We start from the raw sequence: 14,883 nt of genomic DNA, 5'->3' as shown, positions 1-14,883 counted from the left end.
GGCCTTGGCGCGTGTTGAGGTCCATTGATCAGCGGTTCCTTAACAAGGACGAGCATACAAAGGCACAAAGAAGGCACAATAAATACACAGAAATGAAGTGCAAGAGAGCATCTTTTCGCCGAAAATTCGGCACTTCTTAAAACGGGGCAAGAAACTTGGGCAGTTTACCTAGTTCAACCGACTCGCCAACACGGCGTGGCCTGGCCACGGCAGCGGTGTAACCAGCGGATCGCCCAGCGCGCGCCCCTTGGCGGGCAAGCCGCGCATCTAGCGTCCTGGCCTCCACACCCTTGCGGTGTCGGAGGCTTTTTTGCGCCGCTCTGGCGGCGAGAGGAGGCAAAACATGCTTTATCTAGCATCACTCCTGGACCAACCGGTCCGCGGCAAGACCAATGAACTGATCGGCCGGCTCGAAGACCTGATCGTGAAGGTTGGCGACGAGCCATATCCGCCGGTGACCGGCCTGGTCATCCGCGATGGGCGCCGCAACTTCTTCGTTCCGGCCACACAGCTGGAATCAATCCACGAGGTGGCCCATCTCGGGTCGTCGACGGTGAATCTGCGCCCCTTCCTGCGCCGTGACGGTGAGATCCTGCTCCGCAAGGATGTGCTCGACCATCAGATCATCGACATCTCCGGCCGCCGCATTGTACGCGTCAACGACGTTCAGGTCGTTCGCGTCGAGCGCGCTTACCGGCTCGTCGGTGTCGACGTCAGCCCGCAGGCGCTGCTGCGTCGGCTCGGCCCTCGTTCGCTGGCGCATCGAGTCGTCGGCCGGCGCATCATCGATTGGCAGGAGGCGCAGTACTTGGCCAGCGAGGCTCCGGTTCAGCTGAAGGTTTCCTACGACCGCCTCTCCGAGCTTAACCCGGTCGACCTGGCGCGGATCGTCGATGCCCTCTCCTACCGTGAGAGCGCAGAGATCGTCGCCGCCCTCGACGACGAAACCGCTGCCGAAATGTTGGAGGAGGTGAGTGAAGAACGGCTGACCGACCTGCTGGAGGGGATGCACAAGGAGCGCGCCGCCGACATTCTCGAGGAAATGTCTCCCGGTGCCGCCGCCGACGCGCTCGAGGATCTCGACGAGGAGGTCGCCGAGCAGATCATTGCCAGTATGGCGCCCGAGGAAGCGGCAGAGGTCCAGGAACTACTGGGCTACGCCGAAGGCAGCGCCGGCCGGATCATGCGCACCGACTTCGTGCGCGTACGCGCGACTGCAACGGTCGGCGACGCACTGGCGTTGCTGCGGGCGCTACCGGAGGTTCCTGATCCGCTGCTGGCGGTCTATGTCGTCGCCCAGGACACCGCGCCAGTAGAACCACGAGCAAGCAAGTCGAATGACGACCGCGCCGTCGCGCTGCGCGGAATCGTGCGGTTGCGCAGCCTGGTCATCGCCGACCGGAGCACGCCTCTGGCCGAGGTCATGGATCACGATACGCCGACCGTCCGGCCAGCGGACCGCGCCGAAGAGGCGGCACGGATCATGGCCGAATACAACCTGCTGGCGGTTCCGGTTCTCAACGATGCCGAGCGGATGATCGGCATCGTCACGGTAGACGACGCTTTGGCCGAGCTTCTGCCGGAGATCTGGCAGAGCCGCGGCGCACGTGCGTTCGTCTAGCTCAAGAGATCACAAGTGACGCGGGCCATTGCCCGCACGGCAAGGGCAGGTTCGGCGGGGCGCCCCGCCCCGATTCCGCGCCCGGCAGAGAACCTGGCTGGCGCTTCAGCGCCTGGAAAGCGAGATCAATCATGGTCAATCTGAATCAGACAAACGATCAACTTGAGGCGGTGGCGGTACCTGAGCACGGGCGCCAGAAGCAGCGGAAAATCTGGCCCTACATCATGGCCATGGGTCCCGGGCTGATCGCTGCGAACGCCGGGAACGATGCCGGCGGCATCGCGACCTATGCCTCGGCCGGCGCGGCCTATGGCTATGCGTTCCTGTGGGTGATGCTGGTGATCCTCTTCTGCCTCGGGACGGTGCAGGAAATGTGCGCGCGCCTCGGCGCTGTAACCGGCAAGGGTTTTTCGGACCTCGTCCGGGAAAACTTCTCGCTGCGAATGACGGCGTTCATCCTGTTCGCGCTGCTCATCGCCAACTTCGGCGTCATTGTCACCGAGTTCGTCGGCATAGCCGCTGGGGCAGAATTGTTCGGCGTCAATCGCTATGTCGCCGTACCGGTTTCCGCCGTGCTGCTCTGGGTCCTCATCACGCGCGGCTCGTACAACCGGGTCGAGAAGATCTTCCTGGTCCTGACACTCGCCTTCCTCAGCTATATCGCCGCGGCGTTCCTGGGCAAGCCGGACTGGCACGAAGTGCTCGACGGGGTAATTGTCCCGACGATCAAGACTGATCCCGAATATCTGACGATGCTGATCGCGCTGATCGGCACGACCATCACGCCGTACATGCAGCTCTACGTCACGTCCTCGGTGGCCGAGCGGGGTGTGAAACCGGAAGACTATCGTTTTACGCGGGTCGACGTGTGGAGCGGCACCTTTTTTGCGGTGGCGATCTCGGGGTTCATCATCATCGCCACCGCCGCGACGCTGTTTCCGATCGGCAAGCAGGTCGAGACCGCCGCCGACGCCGCGCTGGCGCTGGCTCCGATTGCCGGGCAGTACGCGAGCTACCTGTTCGCGACTGGCCTGCTCGGCGCGTGCCTGCTCGCGGGTGGAGTACTGCCTCTGTCGACCACATATGTGATGAGCGAGGCACTCGGCTTCGAACGCGGTGTCTCGCGCTCGTGGAGTGAGGCGCCGGTGTTCATCGGCATGTTTACGGTGCTGCTGGCACTCGGCGCGGCGCTCGCTCTGATCCCCAACCTGCCAGTAATTCCGGTGCTGCTCGGTGTGCAGGTCGTGAATGGCTTGTTGCTGCCGATCGAGCTGTTCGCGATCCTGAAACTGGTCAACAACTCCGAGTTGATGGGCAGCCACGTGAATGGCAAGGCCCATAACCTGCTGGCCTGGACCATCGCGATCGTCGTCAGTCTGCTCTCCCTGTCGCTGATCATTCTCACCGTGCTCGAGTGGTGTGGCGTGAAACTCGGCGGATGATCTGCCAACGGGCTACCTCGCCCCCGGTTCGACCCTATTGATGCGCCGCTGCAAGAGGGTAGCACGAGGGTGAGTAACGGCGGCCAAGATTGGCCCAGTGCGCCAGAACAGTATCAGGGTTTACTCCGTTTCGTGTGGAAAGACGGTCAGCTGGGCAAAGGGTGGGGCAGGCAGATGGGTAAGCTTGCCGGCGACGAGATAGGCGATGGCGATGAAGCTTTCGACGCGGCGATAGCCGCGGGCGCGGGTGCGCGCTTCCTGGAGGGCGCGGTTCATCGCTTCGACGCGGCCGTTGTGCTTGCCGGTCGCGGAGCCGCTGAGGACGCCGTTCAGATGGCTGGTGATCGTTCGGGCGAGGCGCCTGAAGGGCACGAGGCGACAGCGTCTGGCCCAGCTGAGCCAGCGCTGGAACGGGGGCTTGGCTTCGTCAGGCGATCGGGCGGTCGCGTAGATGGCGCGCAAGGCTTGCTTGATGCGCCGGGCGCGGGCGGTCTTGAGGTTCGAGCGCTGCAGCCAATGCATGGTCTGGAGTTGCGAGGTCGTCCATGCGGAAGGAGTCTTGAGCAGGCTCCAGCGCGTGCCCCAGAGTTCGGGGTGGCTCCTCACCTCGGCCCGGCAGACCTCGTCGAGCGCCTTGCTGCCCAGGGCGACGACATGGAAGCGGTCGAAGCACACCGTGGCTTTGGGGAAGTGCTCGGCGGCGCCCGGCGGGCTAGGGCAGACAGACGACCCGGACCGTCAGACCGAGGCGCCGCTGGCGGACGAAAATCGCCGAGGCGCCGAGCAGCATCAGGCCGCCCATCCCCAACGCCAGCAGCGTCGTCGATCCGAGTACGACCGGAGCGATCACGCCGGCGGCCAGTGCGTTGCAGGCGGCCTGCACAAAGGCCTGACACGAGGCGGCGAGTCCGCGTTGTTCGGGAAACAGGTCGAGCGCCTGGAGAGTCAGGCTGGGCATCGCCAGAGACATCCCGAGCGTGAAACCGAAGATCGGCAGCACGCTCCACGCCAGACCGGGTGACCCGCCGAGGTTGAGGGCGATGTTCAGCGCCGCCGAACCAGCCATCACCAGGTAGGCGGTGCCCACCGTTCGCCGCGGCGAAAGCCGGCCGGCCAGAACGCCGGAGAGCCACGCGCCGATCATCAGCCCACCCATTGCCGGAACGGAGAGCCAGAGGAATCCGGTCGGAGACACGCCGAGGTGGTGCATCAGGAAGGTCGGGGCGGAAAGCACGTAAATGAAGAAGGCCGCGAAATTGAAGGCCAGCGCGGCGCAGACGAGCAGGAAGGGGCGAGCGCCGAGGACCGTCCGGTAGCCACGCAGCAGATCGCCGGCGCGCAGCGGCTGGCGCTGGTCGACAGGCAACGTTTCCGGCAGGAGGAACCAGCAGGCGAGCCACAGCGCGACGCTGAGAACGACCAGCAAGGCGAAGATCGCGCGCCAGCCGAGCCAGACCTGCAGCCACCCCCCGAGCATCGGCGCGACGACCGGCGCGAGCGCAAAAAGGATCATGATCCGCGACATCAGACGCTGCGCCGAGGGCCCGTCGTGCAGATCGCGGACGATGGCCCGGCAGATGACCAGGCCGGCGCCGGCAGTCATCCCCTGCAGTGCGCGCAGAACCCAAAGTTGCTCGATGCTGCCGGCGAGCATGCAGCCGATCGAGGCAGCGGCAAAGGTCGCCAGGTTGAAAAGGATCACCGGACGACGGCCGAGTGCGTCCGAGATCGCCCCGTGCCAGAGAGTCATCAGCGCAAAGGGCAGCAGGTACGCGGTCAGCGTCTGTTGCACGGCGGGCGGTGTCGTCGCCAGCGAGGTGGCGATGTCGTCGAACGACGGCAGATAGGTGTCTATCGAGAACGGGCCGAGCGCAGCGAGCGCGGCGAGCAGGAAGACGATGCCCTGGACGGCGGGTGACCGGGTCGGGTGAGCCATGTCAATCCTTTGCGAAGCGACGGTACTGGATGGCTTCAGCGACGTGCTGGGCCTCTATGGTGTCGCTGCATTCGATATCGGCAATCGTTCGGGCGACCTTGAGCAGTCGGTGAAAGGCCCGCGCCGACAGATCGAGACGGCTGATCGCCTGCCTGAGCAGCGCAGCCGCGGCTGGCTGCGGCTGGCAGAACGCGTCGATCTCCTTGCCGCCCAGCCGTGAGTTGGTCTTGCCCTGTCGCTGCATCTGCCGTTCGTGGGCCGCCGAGACCCGCTCGCGGACGAGCGTCGACGGTTCGCCGTCGGCCGCCTGCTGGAGCACTTCGGCCGGCACGGCGGGAACCTCGATCTGCAGGTCGATGCGGTCGAGCAGCGGACCCGACAGCCTTTGCCGGTAGCGCAGCACCTGATCCGGGGTGCACCGGCAACGGCCTCGCGCATCCCCGAAATAGCCACACGGGCAGGGGTTCATCGCCGCGACGAGCTGAAACTCGGCCGGGAACTCGGCCTGTCGCGCCGCCCGGGAGATGTGGATCCGGCCCGAGTCGAGCGGCTCGCGGAGCGCCTCGAGGACGCGCCGGTCGAACTCGGGAATCTCGTCGAGGAACAGCACCCCCTTGTGGGCCAGCGATATCTCTCCGGGGCGCGGGACGCTGCCACCGCCGACCAGCGCCGCCGAGGAAGCCGTATGGTGCGGCGCGCGGAACGGATGCCGGCGAAAGGCCGCAAGCTCGAACTGCCCGGCGAGCGACAGGACGGCCGCCGATTCGAGCGCCGCGGCCAGGTTCATCGGTGGCAGCAGGCCCGGCAGTCGGCTGGCGAGCATCGACTTGCCGGTTCCCGGTGGACCGGCGAGGAGCAGCGAGTGCGCGCCGGCCGCGGCAATCTCGAGCGCGCGCTTGGCCTGGACCTGGCCGCGAACCTCGGCGAGGTCGGGATAATCGCCGGCATCGTCGCCGCGCTCGTCGCCGACCACACACTCGGCGAGCCGGCCCTGCCCGGTGAGGTGCGCGCAGACTTCGAGCAGGCTTCCCGCGGCGAGGACGCTCGCCTTGCTGGCCAGCGCCGCTTCGCGGGCGCTGGCCACCGGCAGGACGAAGCTGCGCCCGATTCTGCCGGCAGCGAGAGCCATCGCCAGAGACCCGCGAATCGGGCGCAGTTCGCCCGACAACGAGAGCTCGCCGGCGAACTCGTGGCCAGCCAGCGCGGGCGCCGGGATCTGGCCCGAGGCAGCGAGGATGCCCAGCGCGATCGGCAGATCGAAGCGCCCCGATTCCTTGGGCAGGTCGGCCGGTGCCAGGTTGATCGTGATCCGCCGGCCGGGGAATTCGAAGCCGGAATTCTGCAAGGCCGCCCGCACGCGATCACGGGCCTCCTTGACTTCGGTGTCCGGCAGGCCGACGAGCGTCACGCTCGGCAGGCCCCCGGCCAGATGAACTTCGACCGCCACCGCCGGAGCGGCCAGTCCATCGATGCCGCGACTATGGACGATGGCAAGGGGCATGCGGGACGATGGCCTGGTCGGATGGGCGGCGGCGCGGGGCCGGGCGGGCGGTCAGGTCGAGCGGATCAGTTTCTCGCGCAACTCGCCTCCCGCCCAAGCCGTTCGCGCTCTCGCGTCCCTGGTGTGCAGCGCGCCGCACGTGATGACTTGGCGCGGCAGGCTTGGCTCGGCTGCCTGGCGGCTCTTGGCAGCGCTGCGGGAGAACGCGGTGCCGGACGAACGATTCACGGCTCCGGCGGCGGGGGGTTTTCGAGGCGGTCGAGCCGGGCCTCCAGCGCCTTGAGCTTCTCGCGCGTGCGCTGAAGCACCTGCGCCTGAATGTCGAACTCTTCGCGAGTGATCAGATCGAGCCGGGCAAAGCCGCTGGTCAGCAGCGCGCGGATATTCTTCTCGATGTCCGCGGCAGGACTGGCGGCAATCGCGGCACTGATGCGGCTGCCGATCTCTTCGAGGAATTTCGGGTCGAGCATGGAGGTCACCGATGGCGTGCTGAGGATTTCGGGGGCGCTACGAGTTTAGCACAGCCTGTCCAGGGCCAGCGTGTCGCACCATCGTGGTGCATCGGCCGTACCAGCCGCGCTAAGCGAGTGCGATGGTCGTTCGCGGAGTTCCCCGGATCCCGGCAAGCTCCTGATGCATTGCGACAAACCATTTCTGGCACGAAGTGTGCTTTTCGAGCCGTGTATCCCTTTTTCTTGTTGAGGAACCCGCCATGAATAGAATCGTTCTTGCCACTGCGCTGTCCGCGGCGATCGCCGCGCCAGCCATCGCTCTCGCCGACGATCCGGCGCAGACCGACTCTCCGCCCGCCGAGGAGGCCAGCCCGCACGCGCTCACCGGCAATCTCGCGCTGGTCAGCAGTTACCGCTTCCGCGGCATCGACCAGACCTTCGGCAAACCGGCGCTGCAGGGCGGATTCGACTATGCACACGCCAGCGGCTTCTATCTCGGCAACTGGAACTCGAACGTCAGTTCCGGCGCCGGATTCCCCGAGGGCAATCTCGAAATGGATTTCTACGGCGGCTACAAGGCCAGCTTCGGCGATTTCGGCATCGACCTCGGCGCGATCTATTACTACTATCCCGGCTCGACGGCCAGCATCCTCGGAACCGGCGCGAACTCGGGCGCCGTCCACAACGCGGAAGTCTATCTCGGCGCTTCGTGGAAGTTCCTGTCGCTCAAGTACTTCTACGCGGTCGACGATTACTTCTCGCTGCGCGGCGTGAACAGCCTCGGCCAGTCCACCGGTCAGAGTACGCGCGGGACCCAGTATCTCGACCTCTCGGCGAACTACGACCTCGGCGACGGCTGGGGAATCAACGCCCACCTGGGACGACTGTTCATGAAGAACGTCTCGGACGGCGACTACACCGACTGGAAGCTCGGGGTGACCAAGGACATCAGCGGCTGGGTGCTCGCTCTTTCGTACATCGGCACGAACGCCGCCGGCGACTGCTCCGGAGCGACGACCTACCAACCGTACTGCTTCTCGAACTCCAATTCCGACGTGAACGGGGTGCTGACGTACGGCTCGCACTTCAAGGACGCCGGACGCGGCATCGCGGTCGTTTCGGTCAGCCGGACCTTCTGACCGGCTACTCGTTGAACCGGGGAGGGTGATCCTCCCCTTGCATGGAGCGCAAAATGAAACTGGTAACCGCCATCATCAAGCCCTTCAAGCTTGACGAAGTCCGCGAGGCGCTGTCAGCGATCGGTGTGCAGGGCATCACCGTCACCGAAGTCAAGGGCTTCGGCCGCCAGAAGGGGCACACCGAACTGTACCGAGGCGCCGAGTACGTCGTCGACTTCCTGCCCAAGGTCAAGGTCGAAGCCGTGATCAGCGACTCGCTGCTCGATCAGGTGATCGAGGGAATCGAAAAGTCCGCCAGCACCGGCAAGATCGGTGACGGGAAGATCTTCATTTCGACGATTGAACAAGTCATCCGGATTCGCACGGGCGAGACGGGTGAAGACGCACTGTAAGGAGCAGACCATGAAACGCCTATTCGCAGTCCTTGCCCTGCTCGGCGCCGTCGGTGTCAGCGCGCCGGCCTGGGCCGAAGAAAAGCCGGCTGCACCCGCGGCGACCAGCGTGGTGGCTCCGGCCGCCGCACCCGCCGCGGCGCCTGCCGCCGAAGCCGCCGCTCCGGCTGCCGCTGCGCCGGTGGCCAACAAGGGCGACAACGCCTGGCTGATGACCAGCGCCGCGCTGGTCATCCTGATGTCGATCCCCGGCCTCGCGCTGTTCTACGGTGGCCTGGTGCGCAGCAAGAACATGCTCTCGGTGCTGATGCAGGTCTTCGTGACCTTCTCGCTGATCAGCGTGTTCTGGGTCGTCTATGGATACTCGGTGGCCTTCACCGAGGGCGGTGGCTTCTTCGGGGTGCTCGACAAGGTCTTTCTCAAGGGGATCACCGTCGACTCCGTTGCGGCCACCTTCACCAAGGGCGTAGTCGTTTCCGAACTGGCCTACGTGGTCTTTCAGGGAGCCTTCGCGGCGATCACCTGTGCTCTGATCGTCGGCGCCTTCGCCGAGCGCGCGAAGTTCGCCGCGATCCTCGTCTTCATGGTCGCCTGGTTTACCTTCTCGTATCTGCCGATGGCGCACATGGTCTGGTACTGGGCCGGTCCCGACGCTTATGTCGACGCCGCTGCCGGCGACGCGGCGACCAAGACGGCCGGCTTCCTGTTCCAGAAGGGCGCTCTTGACTTCGCCGGGGGCACCGTCGTGCATATCAACGCGGCGATGGCCGGGCTGGTCGGCGCACTGGTGATGGGCAAACGGATCGGCTACGGACGTGAATCGATGGCTCCGCACAGCCTGACCTTCACGATGATCGGCGCCTCGCTGCTGTGGTTCGGTTGGTTCGGCTTCAACGCCGGTTCGGCTCTCGAAGCGAGCGGCGCCGCCGCCCTGGCGATGGTCAATACCTGGGTGGCGACGGCCTGCGCAGCGATGTCCTGGATGCTCGCGGAATGGGCGCTGAAGGGCAAGCCGTCGATGCTCGGCGCAGCCTCGGGTGCCGTCGCCGGCCTTGTGGCGATCACCCCCGCAGCCGGCTTCGTCGGCGTCGTCGGAGCGATCGTCATCGGTCTGCTCGCCGGAGTGATCTGCCTGTGGGGCGTCAATGGCCTGAAGCGGATGATCGGGGCCGACGACTCGCTCGACGTCTTCGGCGTTCATGGCGTCGGCGGCATGCTCGGAGCGATCCTCACCGGCGTGTTCGCCGACCCGGCGCTGGGCGGGACGGGAGTCTACGATTACGTGCTCAACAAGGTCGGCGATTTCGACATGAAGGCGCAGATCATCAGCCAGCTCTGGGGCGTCGGCACGGTCATCGTCTGGTCTGGCGTCGTCTCGCTGGTGGCCTTCAAGCTCGTCGATCTGGTCATCGGCCTGCGCGTTCCGGAAGAAGAGGAGCGCGAAGGGCTGGACATCACCTCGCACGGCGAAACGGCCTACCACTACTGATGTCTGACCGGACTGAGGTCTGACCGGACACCAACTCTCCCCTCGGGGCGCCCTCGCGGCGCCCTCTTTTTTTGCAGGGGCACAGGCAAATGAGGGCTTTCGCATGAAGCTCCCGGCTGGGCGCTCCGATGGGGGCTCGCGACGATCGCGGCATTTGCCCGGTGGAGGGAGTGAGCGGCGCTGCAACGTCCTGCAGCCATGGGACGGGGCACGCCATACGCTCGTTGGCGGCGCGCCACGCGTTCGTTGACAGTATTGCCCCTGTTTCCTATACTTCCGCGCCTCTTCGGGTTGGTAGCTCAGTCGGTAGAGCAGTGGACTTTTAATCCATTGGTCGAGGGTTCGAGTCCCTCCCGACCCACCAGACAACGAAGCCCCGGCCGTTCTCGGTCGGGGCTTTTTTGCGTCATAAGTGCATGTTTGCGCGGCATGGTTTCCCGGATGCGTTGGCTGGCTGCCGCGCCCAAGGCCCGTTTTCGCGCCCTTCTGGGCGGAAATTCCTCTCTTTTCTCCGTCTGACCATTGGGCGACCAACGCATCCGATCATTGATTGCATTGGGTTTTTCGGTGGCCGGTTGTGTAATTGTCTTGCTGGGGAAACGCTGATTCAATCGGCGTTGCGCGGGATGCTCTTGCTATGATCCCCGGGTAGCGGATGAGGAATCCGGGTGATGAAGCAGATCAGTTTTTCCGAGGCCGAGTTCGCCGCGAAGAAGCGGGTGACGAGGCGGGAGCGGTTTCTCGCCGAGATGGAGAAGGGGGTCCCCTGGCGGGAAGTCCTCGGAGTGATCGAGCCGCACTACCCGGAAGGCACGCGGGGTCGCCCGCCGGTCGGGCTCGAGCGGATGCTGCGGGTGGTTCTGGTTCAGCAGTGGTACGGTCTGTCGGACGAGGGGGTGGAGGACGCGATCACCGACAGCCAGGCGTTGAGGCGATTCGTCGGGATCGATCTCTCGCGAGAGGCGGTGCCGGATGCGACGACCTTGCTGCAGTTTCGTCACCTGCTGGAGGAAAGGGGTCTGACGGAGACCGTGTTTGAGGCGGTCAACGCGCACCTGTCGGCGAAGGGTCTGATGATGCGCGAGGGGACGATCGCGGACGCGACGATCATTCCGGCGCCGGCGTCGGTGAAAAACGAAGCGAAGGCCCGCGATCCGGAGATGCACCAGACGAAGAAAGGCAACCAGTGGCACTTCGCGATGAAGGCGCACATCGGCGTCGACGCCGAGAGCGGTCTGGTTCCCACGGTCGTCGGAACGGCGGCGAACGTCGCTGACGTGACGCAGACGGCCGAAGTGCGGCACGGCGAAGAGAAGACCGTGGTTCTGGATGCCGGCTACACCGGTGTCGAGAAGCGCGAAGACTTGGAGGACCGGGACATCGACTGGCCGGTGGCGGCCAAGCGCAGCAAGCTGAACGCGATCCCGAAAGAGAGCCAGCCTGGCTCATTGCTGCCTCGCCTGGAATCGGTCAAGGCGAGCATCCGCTCGAAGGTCGAGCACCCCTTCACATCGTGAAGAATCGCTTCGGACACCGCAAGGTCCGCTACAAGGGGCTGAAGAAGAACACGGCGCAGTTGCCCATCCTCTTTGCGCTGGCCAACCTGGTCATCACCAGTCGGCAGCTTCTGGCCCTTCACAGCCAGGGTGCGTCCTGAGCACGGCGAAGGGCCCCGAAAAGGGGCGGGCAAGGCCAGAACGAGGCTTTGAGCACCGGCGAAATGCAACCGAACAGCGCGACGCCTGACCGCGAGCGCTCCGTTTCCGAACCTGGCGCGGCCGTGGCGCGTGCTGGGGTCCATTGATCAGCGGTTCCCATGCGCGCCGACGCCCCCTGCACCACCATCTCGATCAGCGCCACTACAAACGACTGCTCACTGCGCTGGTAGCGCTTGAAGAGTTCCGGCGAGAGCGCCCCCTCCCGCGTCTGCGGCACTTGCAGCGACAACGGCCCCACCGGCGTGTCCAGAGCGTCCGCACACGATGCCCATTCCGGTAACCCTCCCGCTCCTCGCTCCGCTCGTGCCGATCCGCTGCCAACGCTTCGCTCACCTGCGCCTCCAAGATCTGGTTCAGCACCGCCTCCATCAGCTTCGCCAGCCCGTCCTGATCCGTCAAGAACCCTGGCAAAAACTCCTTTCCTACACTAAGCTCATATCCATCCATCGCTTCTCTCCTTCGCTCGCTCGACGCTTTGACAACGCCATCTCGGCGAAGCGAAGCGGTGTCTGCCCAGCCACCCGATTTGCAGCCGTTTAGGAACCGTTGATCAATGAACCTCGGTATGGGCCAAGGCGGCTCCAGTTCCGGAAGCCGACCGCTCGCGGTCAGGTGTCGCGCCGTTCTGGTCGATTTTCCATTGCTGCATCGTCTGGAATCGGTCGAGGCGAGCCTCCGCTCGAAGGTCGAGCACCCGTTTCACATTGAAGCATCTCTTCGGCCACCGCAAGGTTCGCTACAAGGGGCTGAACAAGAATACGGCGCAGTTGCGCATCCTCCTTGCACTGGCCAATCTGGTCATCGCCAAGCGGCAGCTTCTGGGCCTTCACAGCCAAGGTGCGTCCTGAGCACGGCGAAGGGCGCCGAACAGGGAATTCTCTATGCGACAACAGCTTGCAGGCGCCGTTGATGCCCGAGTGGGAGGAGGCGCCGCGCCCGCTGCGGCGTCCCTTGCGGCGCCGATCGATCGCTCGGCGTGGACCCTGATCACGGCCTTCGCGCTGCTGCACGCGGCGCTCGCGGCAATCGTGCCCTTGTCGCCGCAGGAGGCCTACTACTGGCTGTGGAGCCGCGATCCTTCGCTCTCGTACTTCGATCATCCGCCGCTGGCGAGCTACAGCATCGCGCTGACGACCGCACTGTTCGACACCAGCGCGTTCGGCATCAAGATGGCCGCCGTCGGATGGTCGATTGCGTTGAACGTGGTGTGGACGCGGCTGCTCACCGACTTCGGCAGCGATCGGCAGGTGCAGTGGTGGTCGCTGCTGGCGCTGAACCTGATCGGCATCACTGCGGCGTACGGCGTCGTGATCGCTCCGGACACGCCGCTCCTCTTCGCGTGGACCGCGACGATCTGGGCCGTCTGGCGAGCAGCGGCGACTGGCAACGGCCGCTGGTGGTACGCCGCGGGGATTTTCTTCGGGCTCGGGATGCTGTCGAAGTACTCCGCGGTGCTCCTCGGGCCCGCGCTCGCGCTCTTTCTGCTTGCCTCGCAGAGGCAGAGGCATTGGTGGGGGCGCCCGGAGCCGTACGTCGCAGTCGTGCTGGCGTCTCTGGTGTTCGCTCCGGTCGTGATCTGGAACGCGCAGCACGACTGGGCGTCGTTCGCGTTCCAGTCGTCCGAGCGGGCGGCCGGAATGAACCGCTGGCAACTGCGGCACTTTCTGCAGCTGATTGCGACGCAATTGGGCTTTGTCACGCCGTACCTTTTGGTGATCGCGTTGATGACCTGGTTCGCGGCGCTGCGCCGATGGCGGGACCTGTTGACGGACGATCGGCGCTTGCTGCTGATCGCAGCCGCGACCGTCCCCCTGGTGCTGTTCACCGCCGTCAGCCTCCGCTCGATGGTAAAGCCCAACTGGCTGGCGCCGGCATACTGGCCGCTGATCATCCTGGCGGTCGAGGAACGGCTGGCCGGCGGGACGGTGCCGCGCTCGTTTAAGCTCGGCCTGGCGAGTTCGTGCGCGCTGCTTCTGGCAGCGATCGTGGCGGTGAGCTGGCCCAACGCCCGCCTGGGTGACCTCGATACCTGGAGCGGCTGGCCCGAGGCGGCGAAGCGGGTCGATGACTTGCAGCGAGAACTCTCGGGACGCGGCGAAAGATCGTTCGTGTTCTCGACCAACCACAAGAGCAGTGCGATGCTCGCCTTCTATCGGCAAGGGCATGCCCGGACCTACGCTCAGGATGTGTTCGGAGAACGCGCGCTGCAGTTCGACTTCTGGCCGCCTGAGGACGGCATGGAGGGAGCCACCGGCATACTCGCCATCGACGACATGCACGACCGGTCATCGCTACCGCTTCAGCTGCCGTCCTATTGCCGGGCGTTGACCAAGGTCGACACGATCGTCGACTCCAGCGGTAGTGGCGCCCCGCGCCGGATCGACCTCTACTTGTGCCAGGACTATCGCGGTCATCCGCGCAGGGGAAACTCGGAAAATGAGCCGGGACGGAAGCGAGCGGCAGCCCGGCGGGTCGGGGCCATCCTCCGGACCGGCCGCGCCGGGGCTGCATTCGATCATTGATTGCATTGGCTTTTTGCGTTGTCAGTTGTGAAATTGCATGACTAGCCAAGCGAAATGAGAAGTTGATCCGTACTTCGGAGCGTCGTGTGGGTACGGTAGGGCTGCGGAGGGCTCGGGAGGATCTGAGCGGGCGCCGGAGTTGGGTTGCGGGCGGCGAGCGGGGGTCAAGTCCAAAATCTGCTTTAGATTCCGTCGCTCGATTCGATGATCTTGGCTTGGCCCATCTTTAGCATCCCCCAAAGAACCTATCGCTGAATCAGTCACTTGAGAGCCAATGAAGCATCGAGTGGCACGACAGGGGCGTCGGTTCGGATTCAGGTGATCAGTTTCTTGGTTCCTCCTGGTGTGGCGCTGATGCGGAGCGCGCGATAGGTCGCCATGAGATCGGGTTCGGCGACGGTGGCTTTGCGGACAGGCAGCGAGCGGCCGTCGCGCTGGCTGAAGGTGGCGGTGACGCGACGCTGAACCGAGAGGATGTCGCGCAGGGTCGCCCAGCTATCGGTGATTCCCGTGTTCTTCAGTCTGGTTCGCAGGAACGGCACGCACTGGTAGGCCAGCACGGTGATGAACAGATGGCCGTCAGAGCGATGGGGGTAGATGGGTCGCCAGCCGAGTTCGGATCAAGTCCGTAAACTGCTGTAAATCGGGTGGCTTGGCAGCCACCGCTTCGG

The 14,883-nt window shown here is 65.0% G+C and carries 13 protein-coding genes, 1 tRNA gene and 2 pseudogenes; 9 read left to right on the top strand and 7 right to left on the bottom strand.

Features of this window, described 5'->3' with window-relative positions:
• Positions 1-343 precede the first annotated feature (343 nt).
• Positions 344-1,621, top strand: coding sequence for a CBS domain-containing protein (locus NFW05_RS13090; protein ID WP_295307551.1), 1,278 nt, complete (start codon positions 344-346; stop codon positions 1,619-1,621).
• Positions 1,622-1,752: 131 nt separating this feature from the next.
• Positions 1,753-3,063, top strand: coding sequence for an Nramp family divalent metal transporter (locus tag NFW05_RS13085; protein ID WP_295307548.1), 1,311 nt, complete (start codon positions 1,753-1,755; stop codon positions 3,061-3,063).
• Positions 3,064-3,183: 120 nt separating this feature from the next.
• Here NFW05_RS13085 and NFW05_RS13080 read toward each other — a convergent pair.
• The 4 genes and pseudogenes from NFW05_RS13080 to NFW05_RS13065 form a co-directional block, all read right to left on the bottom strand.
• Positions 3,184-3,753, bottom strand: a pseudogene (locus tag NFW05_RS13080) (transposase); the annotation flags it as partial.
• A gap of 22 nt (positions 3,754-3,775) precedes the next feature.
• The gene (locus NFW05_RS13075; protein WP_295307545.1) at positions 3,776-4,999 is read right to left on the bottom strand and encodes a multidrug effflux MFS transporter; all 1,224 of its coding nucleotides are present in this window, start codon (positions 4,997-4,999) and stop codon (positions 3,776-3,778) included.
• A 1-nt stretch (position 5,000) separates the two neighbouring features.
• A complete protein-coding gene (locus NFW05_RS13070; protein WP_295307542.1) occupies positions 5,001-6,500 on the bottom strand; it encodes a YifB family Mg chelatase-like AAA ATPase in 1,500 nt (499 codons plus the stop codon).
• Positions 6,501-6,724: 224 nt separating this feature from the next.
• Positions 6,725-6,970 (bottom strand): accessory factor UbiK family protein, encoded by a 246-nt coding sequence (locus NFW05_RS13065; protein WP_295307539.1) that lies wholly within the window; start codon positions 6,968-6,970, stop codon positions 6,725-6,727.
• 242 nt (positions 6,971-7,212) lie between these two features.
• Here NFW05_RS13065 and NFW05_RS13060 point away from each other — a divergent pair, with 242 nt between their 5' ends.
• The 5 genes from NFW05_RS13060 to NFW05_RS13040 all read left to right on the top strand — a co-directional run bounded on the left by NFW05_RS13060 (position 7,213) and on the right by NFW05_RS13040 (position 11,629).
• On the top strand, positions 7,213-8,091 hold the full coding sequence (locus NFW05_RS13060; protein ID WP_295307536.1) for a TorF family putative porin: 879 nt from the start codon (positions 7,213-7,215) through the stop codon (positions 8,089-8,091).
• A 53-nt stretch (positions 8,092-8,144) separates the two neighbouring features.
• Positions 8,145-8,483 carry a P-II family nitrogen regulator gene (glnK, locus tag NFW05_RS13055; RefSeq protein WP_295307533.1) on the top strand — a complete coding sequence of 113 codons (339 nt, stop codon included), beginning with the start codon at positions 8,145-8,147 and terminating at the stop codon, positions 8,481-8,483.
• 10 nt (positions 8,484-8,493) lie between these two features.
• Positions 8,494-9,972: an ammonium transporter gene (gene amt / locus NFW05_RS13050; protein WP_295307529.1), complete on the top strand. Its 1,479-nt coding sequence runs from the start codon at positions 8,494-8,496 to the stop codon at positions 9,970-9,972.
• A 288-nt stretch (positions 9,973-10,260) separates the two neighbouring features.
• Positions 10,261-10,336, top strand: a tRNA-Lys gene (locus NFW05_RS13045).
• 307 nt (positions 10,337-10,643) lie between these two features.
• A protein-coding gene (locus tag NFW05_RS13040; protein ID WP_295307526.1) for an IS5 family transposase occupies positions 10,644-11,629 on the top strand; the annotation gives its coding sequence in 2 pieces (ribosomal slippage) (positions 10,644-11,478 and positions 11,478-11,629; 987 coding nt in all).
• Here the strand turns inward: NFW05_RS13040 and NFW05_RS13035 are convergent.
• Both NFW05_RS13035 and NFW05_RS13030 read right to left on the bottom strand, forming a co-directional pair.
• Entirely contained in the window at positions 11,608-11,919 is a 312-nt protein-coding gene (locus NFW05_RS13035; protein ID WP_295307523.1) for a transposase, read from the bottom strand. The genes NFW05_RS13040 and NFW05_RS13035 overlap by 22 nt on opposite strands.
• Positions 11,832-12,059: a transposase gene (locus NFW05_RS13030; protein WP_295307554.1), complete on the bottom strand. Its 228-nt coding sequence runs from the start codon at positions 12,057-12,059 to the stop codon at positions 11,832-11,834. Before NFW05_RS13030 ends, NFW05_RS13035 begins: the two co-directional genes overlap by 88 nt.
• Before the next feature lie 271 nt (positions 12,060-12,330).
• Here NFW05_RS13030 and NFW05_RS13025 point away from each other — a divergent pair.
• Positions 12,331-12,538, top strand: a pseudogene (locus NFW05_RS13025) (transposase); the annotation flags it as partial.
• 33 nt (positions 12,539-12,571) lie between these two features.
• The gene (locus NFW05_RS13020; RefSeq protein ID WP_295307521.1) at positions 12,572-14,212 is read left to right on the top strand and encodes a glycosyltransferase family 39 protein; all 1,641 of its coding nucleotides are present in this window, start codon (positions 12,572-12,574) and stop codon (positions 14,210-14,212) included.
• Positions 14,213-14,526: 314 nt separating this feature from the next.
• Here the strand turns inward: NFW05_RS13020 and NFW05_RS13015 are convergent, their stop codons facing one another.
• Positions 14,527-14,772 (bottom strand): hypothetical protein, encoded by a 246-nt coding sequence (locus NFW05_RS13015; protein WP_295307518.1) that lies wholly within the window; start codon positions 14,770-14,772, stop codon positions 14,527-14,529.
• Positions 14,773-14,883 lie beyond the last annotated feature (111 nt).

The organism is Accumulibacter sp., assembly GCF_023806625.1.
Taxonomy (GTDB): domain Bacteria; phylum Pseudomonadota; class Gammaproteobacteria; order Burkholderiales; family Rhodocyclaceae; genus Accumulibacter.
This window is presented reverse-complemented; position numbering and strand designations above follow the sequence as displayed.

Excerpts from the sequence above, each read along its gene's own strand:
- NFW05_RS13020 (WP_295307521.1), top strand. The coding sequence starts at position 12,572 with ATGCGACAACAGCTTGCAGGCGCCGTTGATGCCCGAGTGGGAGGAGGC.
- NFW05_RS13075 (WP_295307545.1), bottom strand. The coding sequence starts at position 4,999 with ATGGCTCACCCGACCCGGTCACCCGCCGTCCAGGGCATCGTCTTCCTG.
- NFW05_RS13070 (WP_295307542.1), bottom strand. The coding sequence starts at position 6,500 with ATGCCCCTTGCCATCGTCCATAGTCGCGGCATCGATGGACTGGCCGCT.
- NFW05_RS13065 (WP_295307539.1), bottom strand. The coding sequence starts at position 6,970 with ATGCTCGACCCGAAATTCCTCGAAGAGATCGGCAGCCGCATCAGTGCC.
- amt (WP_295307529.1), top strand. The coding sequence starts at position 8,494 with ATGAAACGCCTATTCGCAGTCCTTGCCCTGCTCGGCGCCGTCGGTGTC.
- NFW05_RS13090 (WP_295307551.1), top strand. The coding sequence starts at position 344 with ATGCTTTATCTAGCATCACTCCTGGACCAACCGGTCCGCGGCAAGACC.
- NFW05_RS13030 (WP_295307554.1), bottom strand. The coding sequence starts at position 12,059 with ATGGAGGCGGTGCTGAACCAGATCTTGGAGGCGCAGGTGAGCGAAGCG.
- NFW05_RS13060 (WP_295307536.1), top strand. The coding sequence starts at position 7,213 with ATGAATAGAATCGTTCTTGCCACTGCGCTGTCCGCGGCGATCGCCGCG.
- NFW05_RS13085 (WP_295307548.1), top strand. The coding sequence starts at position 1,753 with ATGGTCAATCTGAATCAGACAAACGATCAACTTGAGGCGGTGGCGGTA.
- glnK (WP_295307533.1), top strand. The coding sequence starts at position 8,145 with ATGAAACTGGTAACCGCCATCATCAAGCCCTTCAAGCTTGACGAAGTC.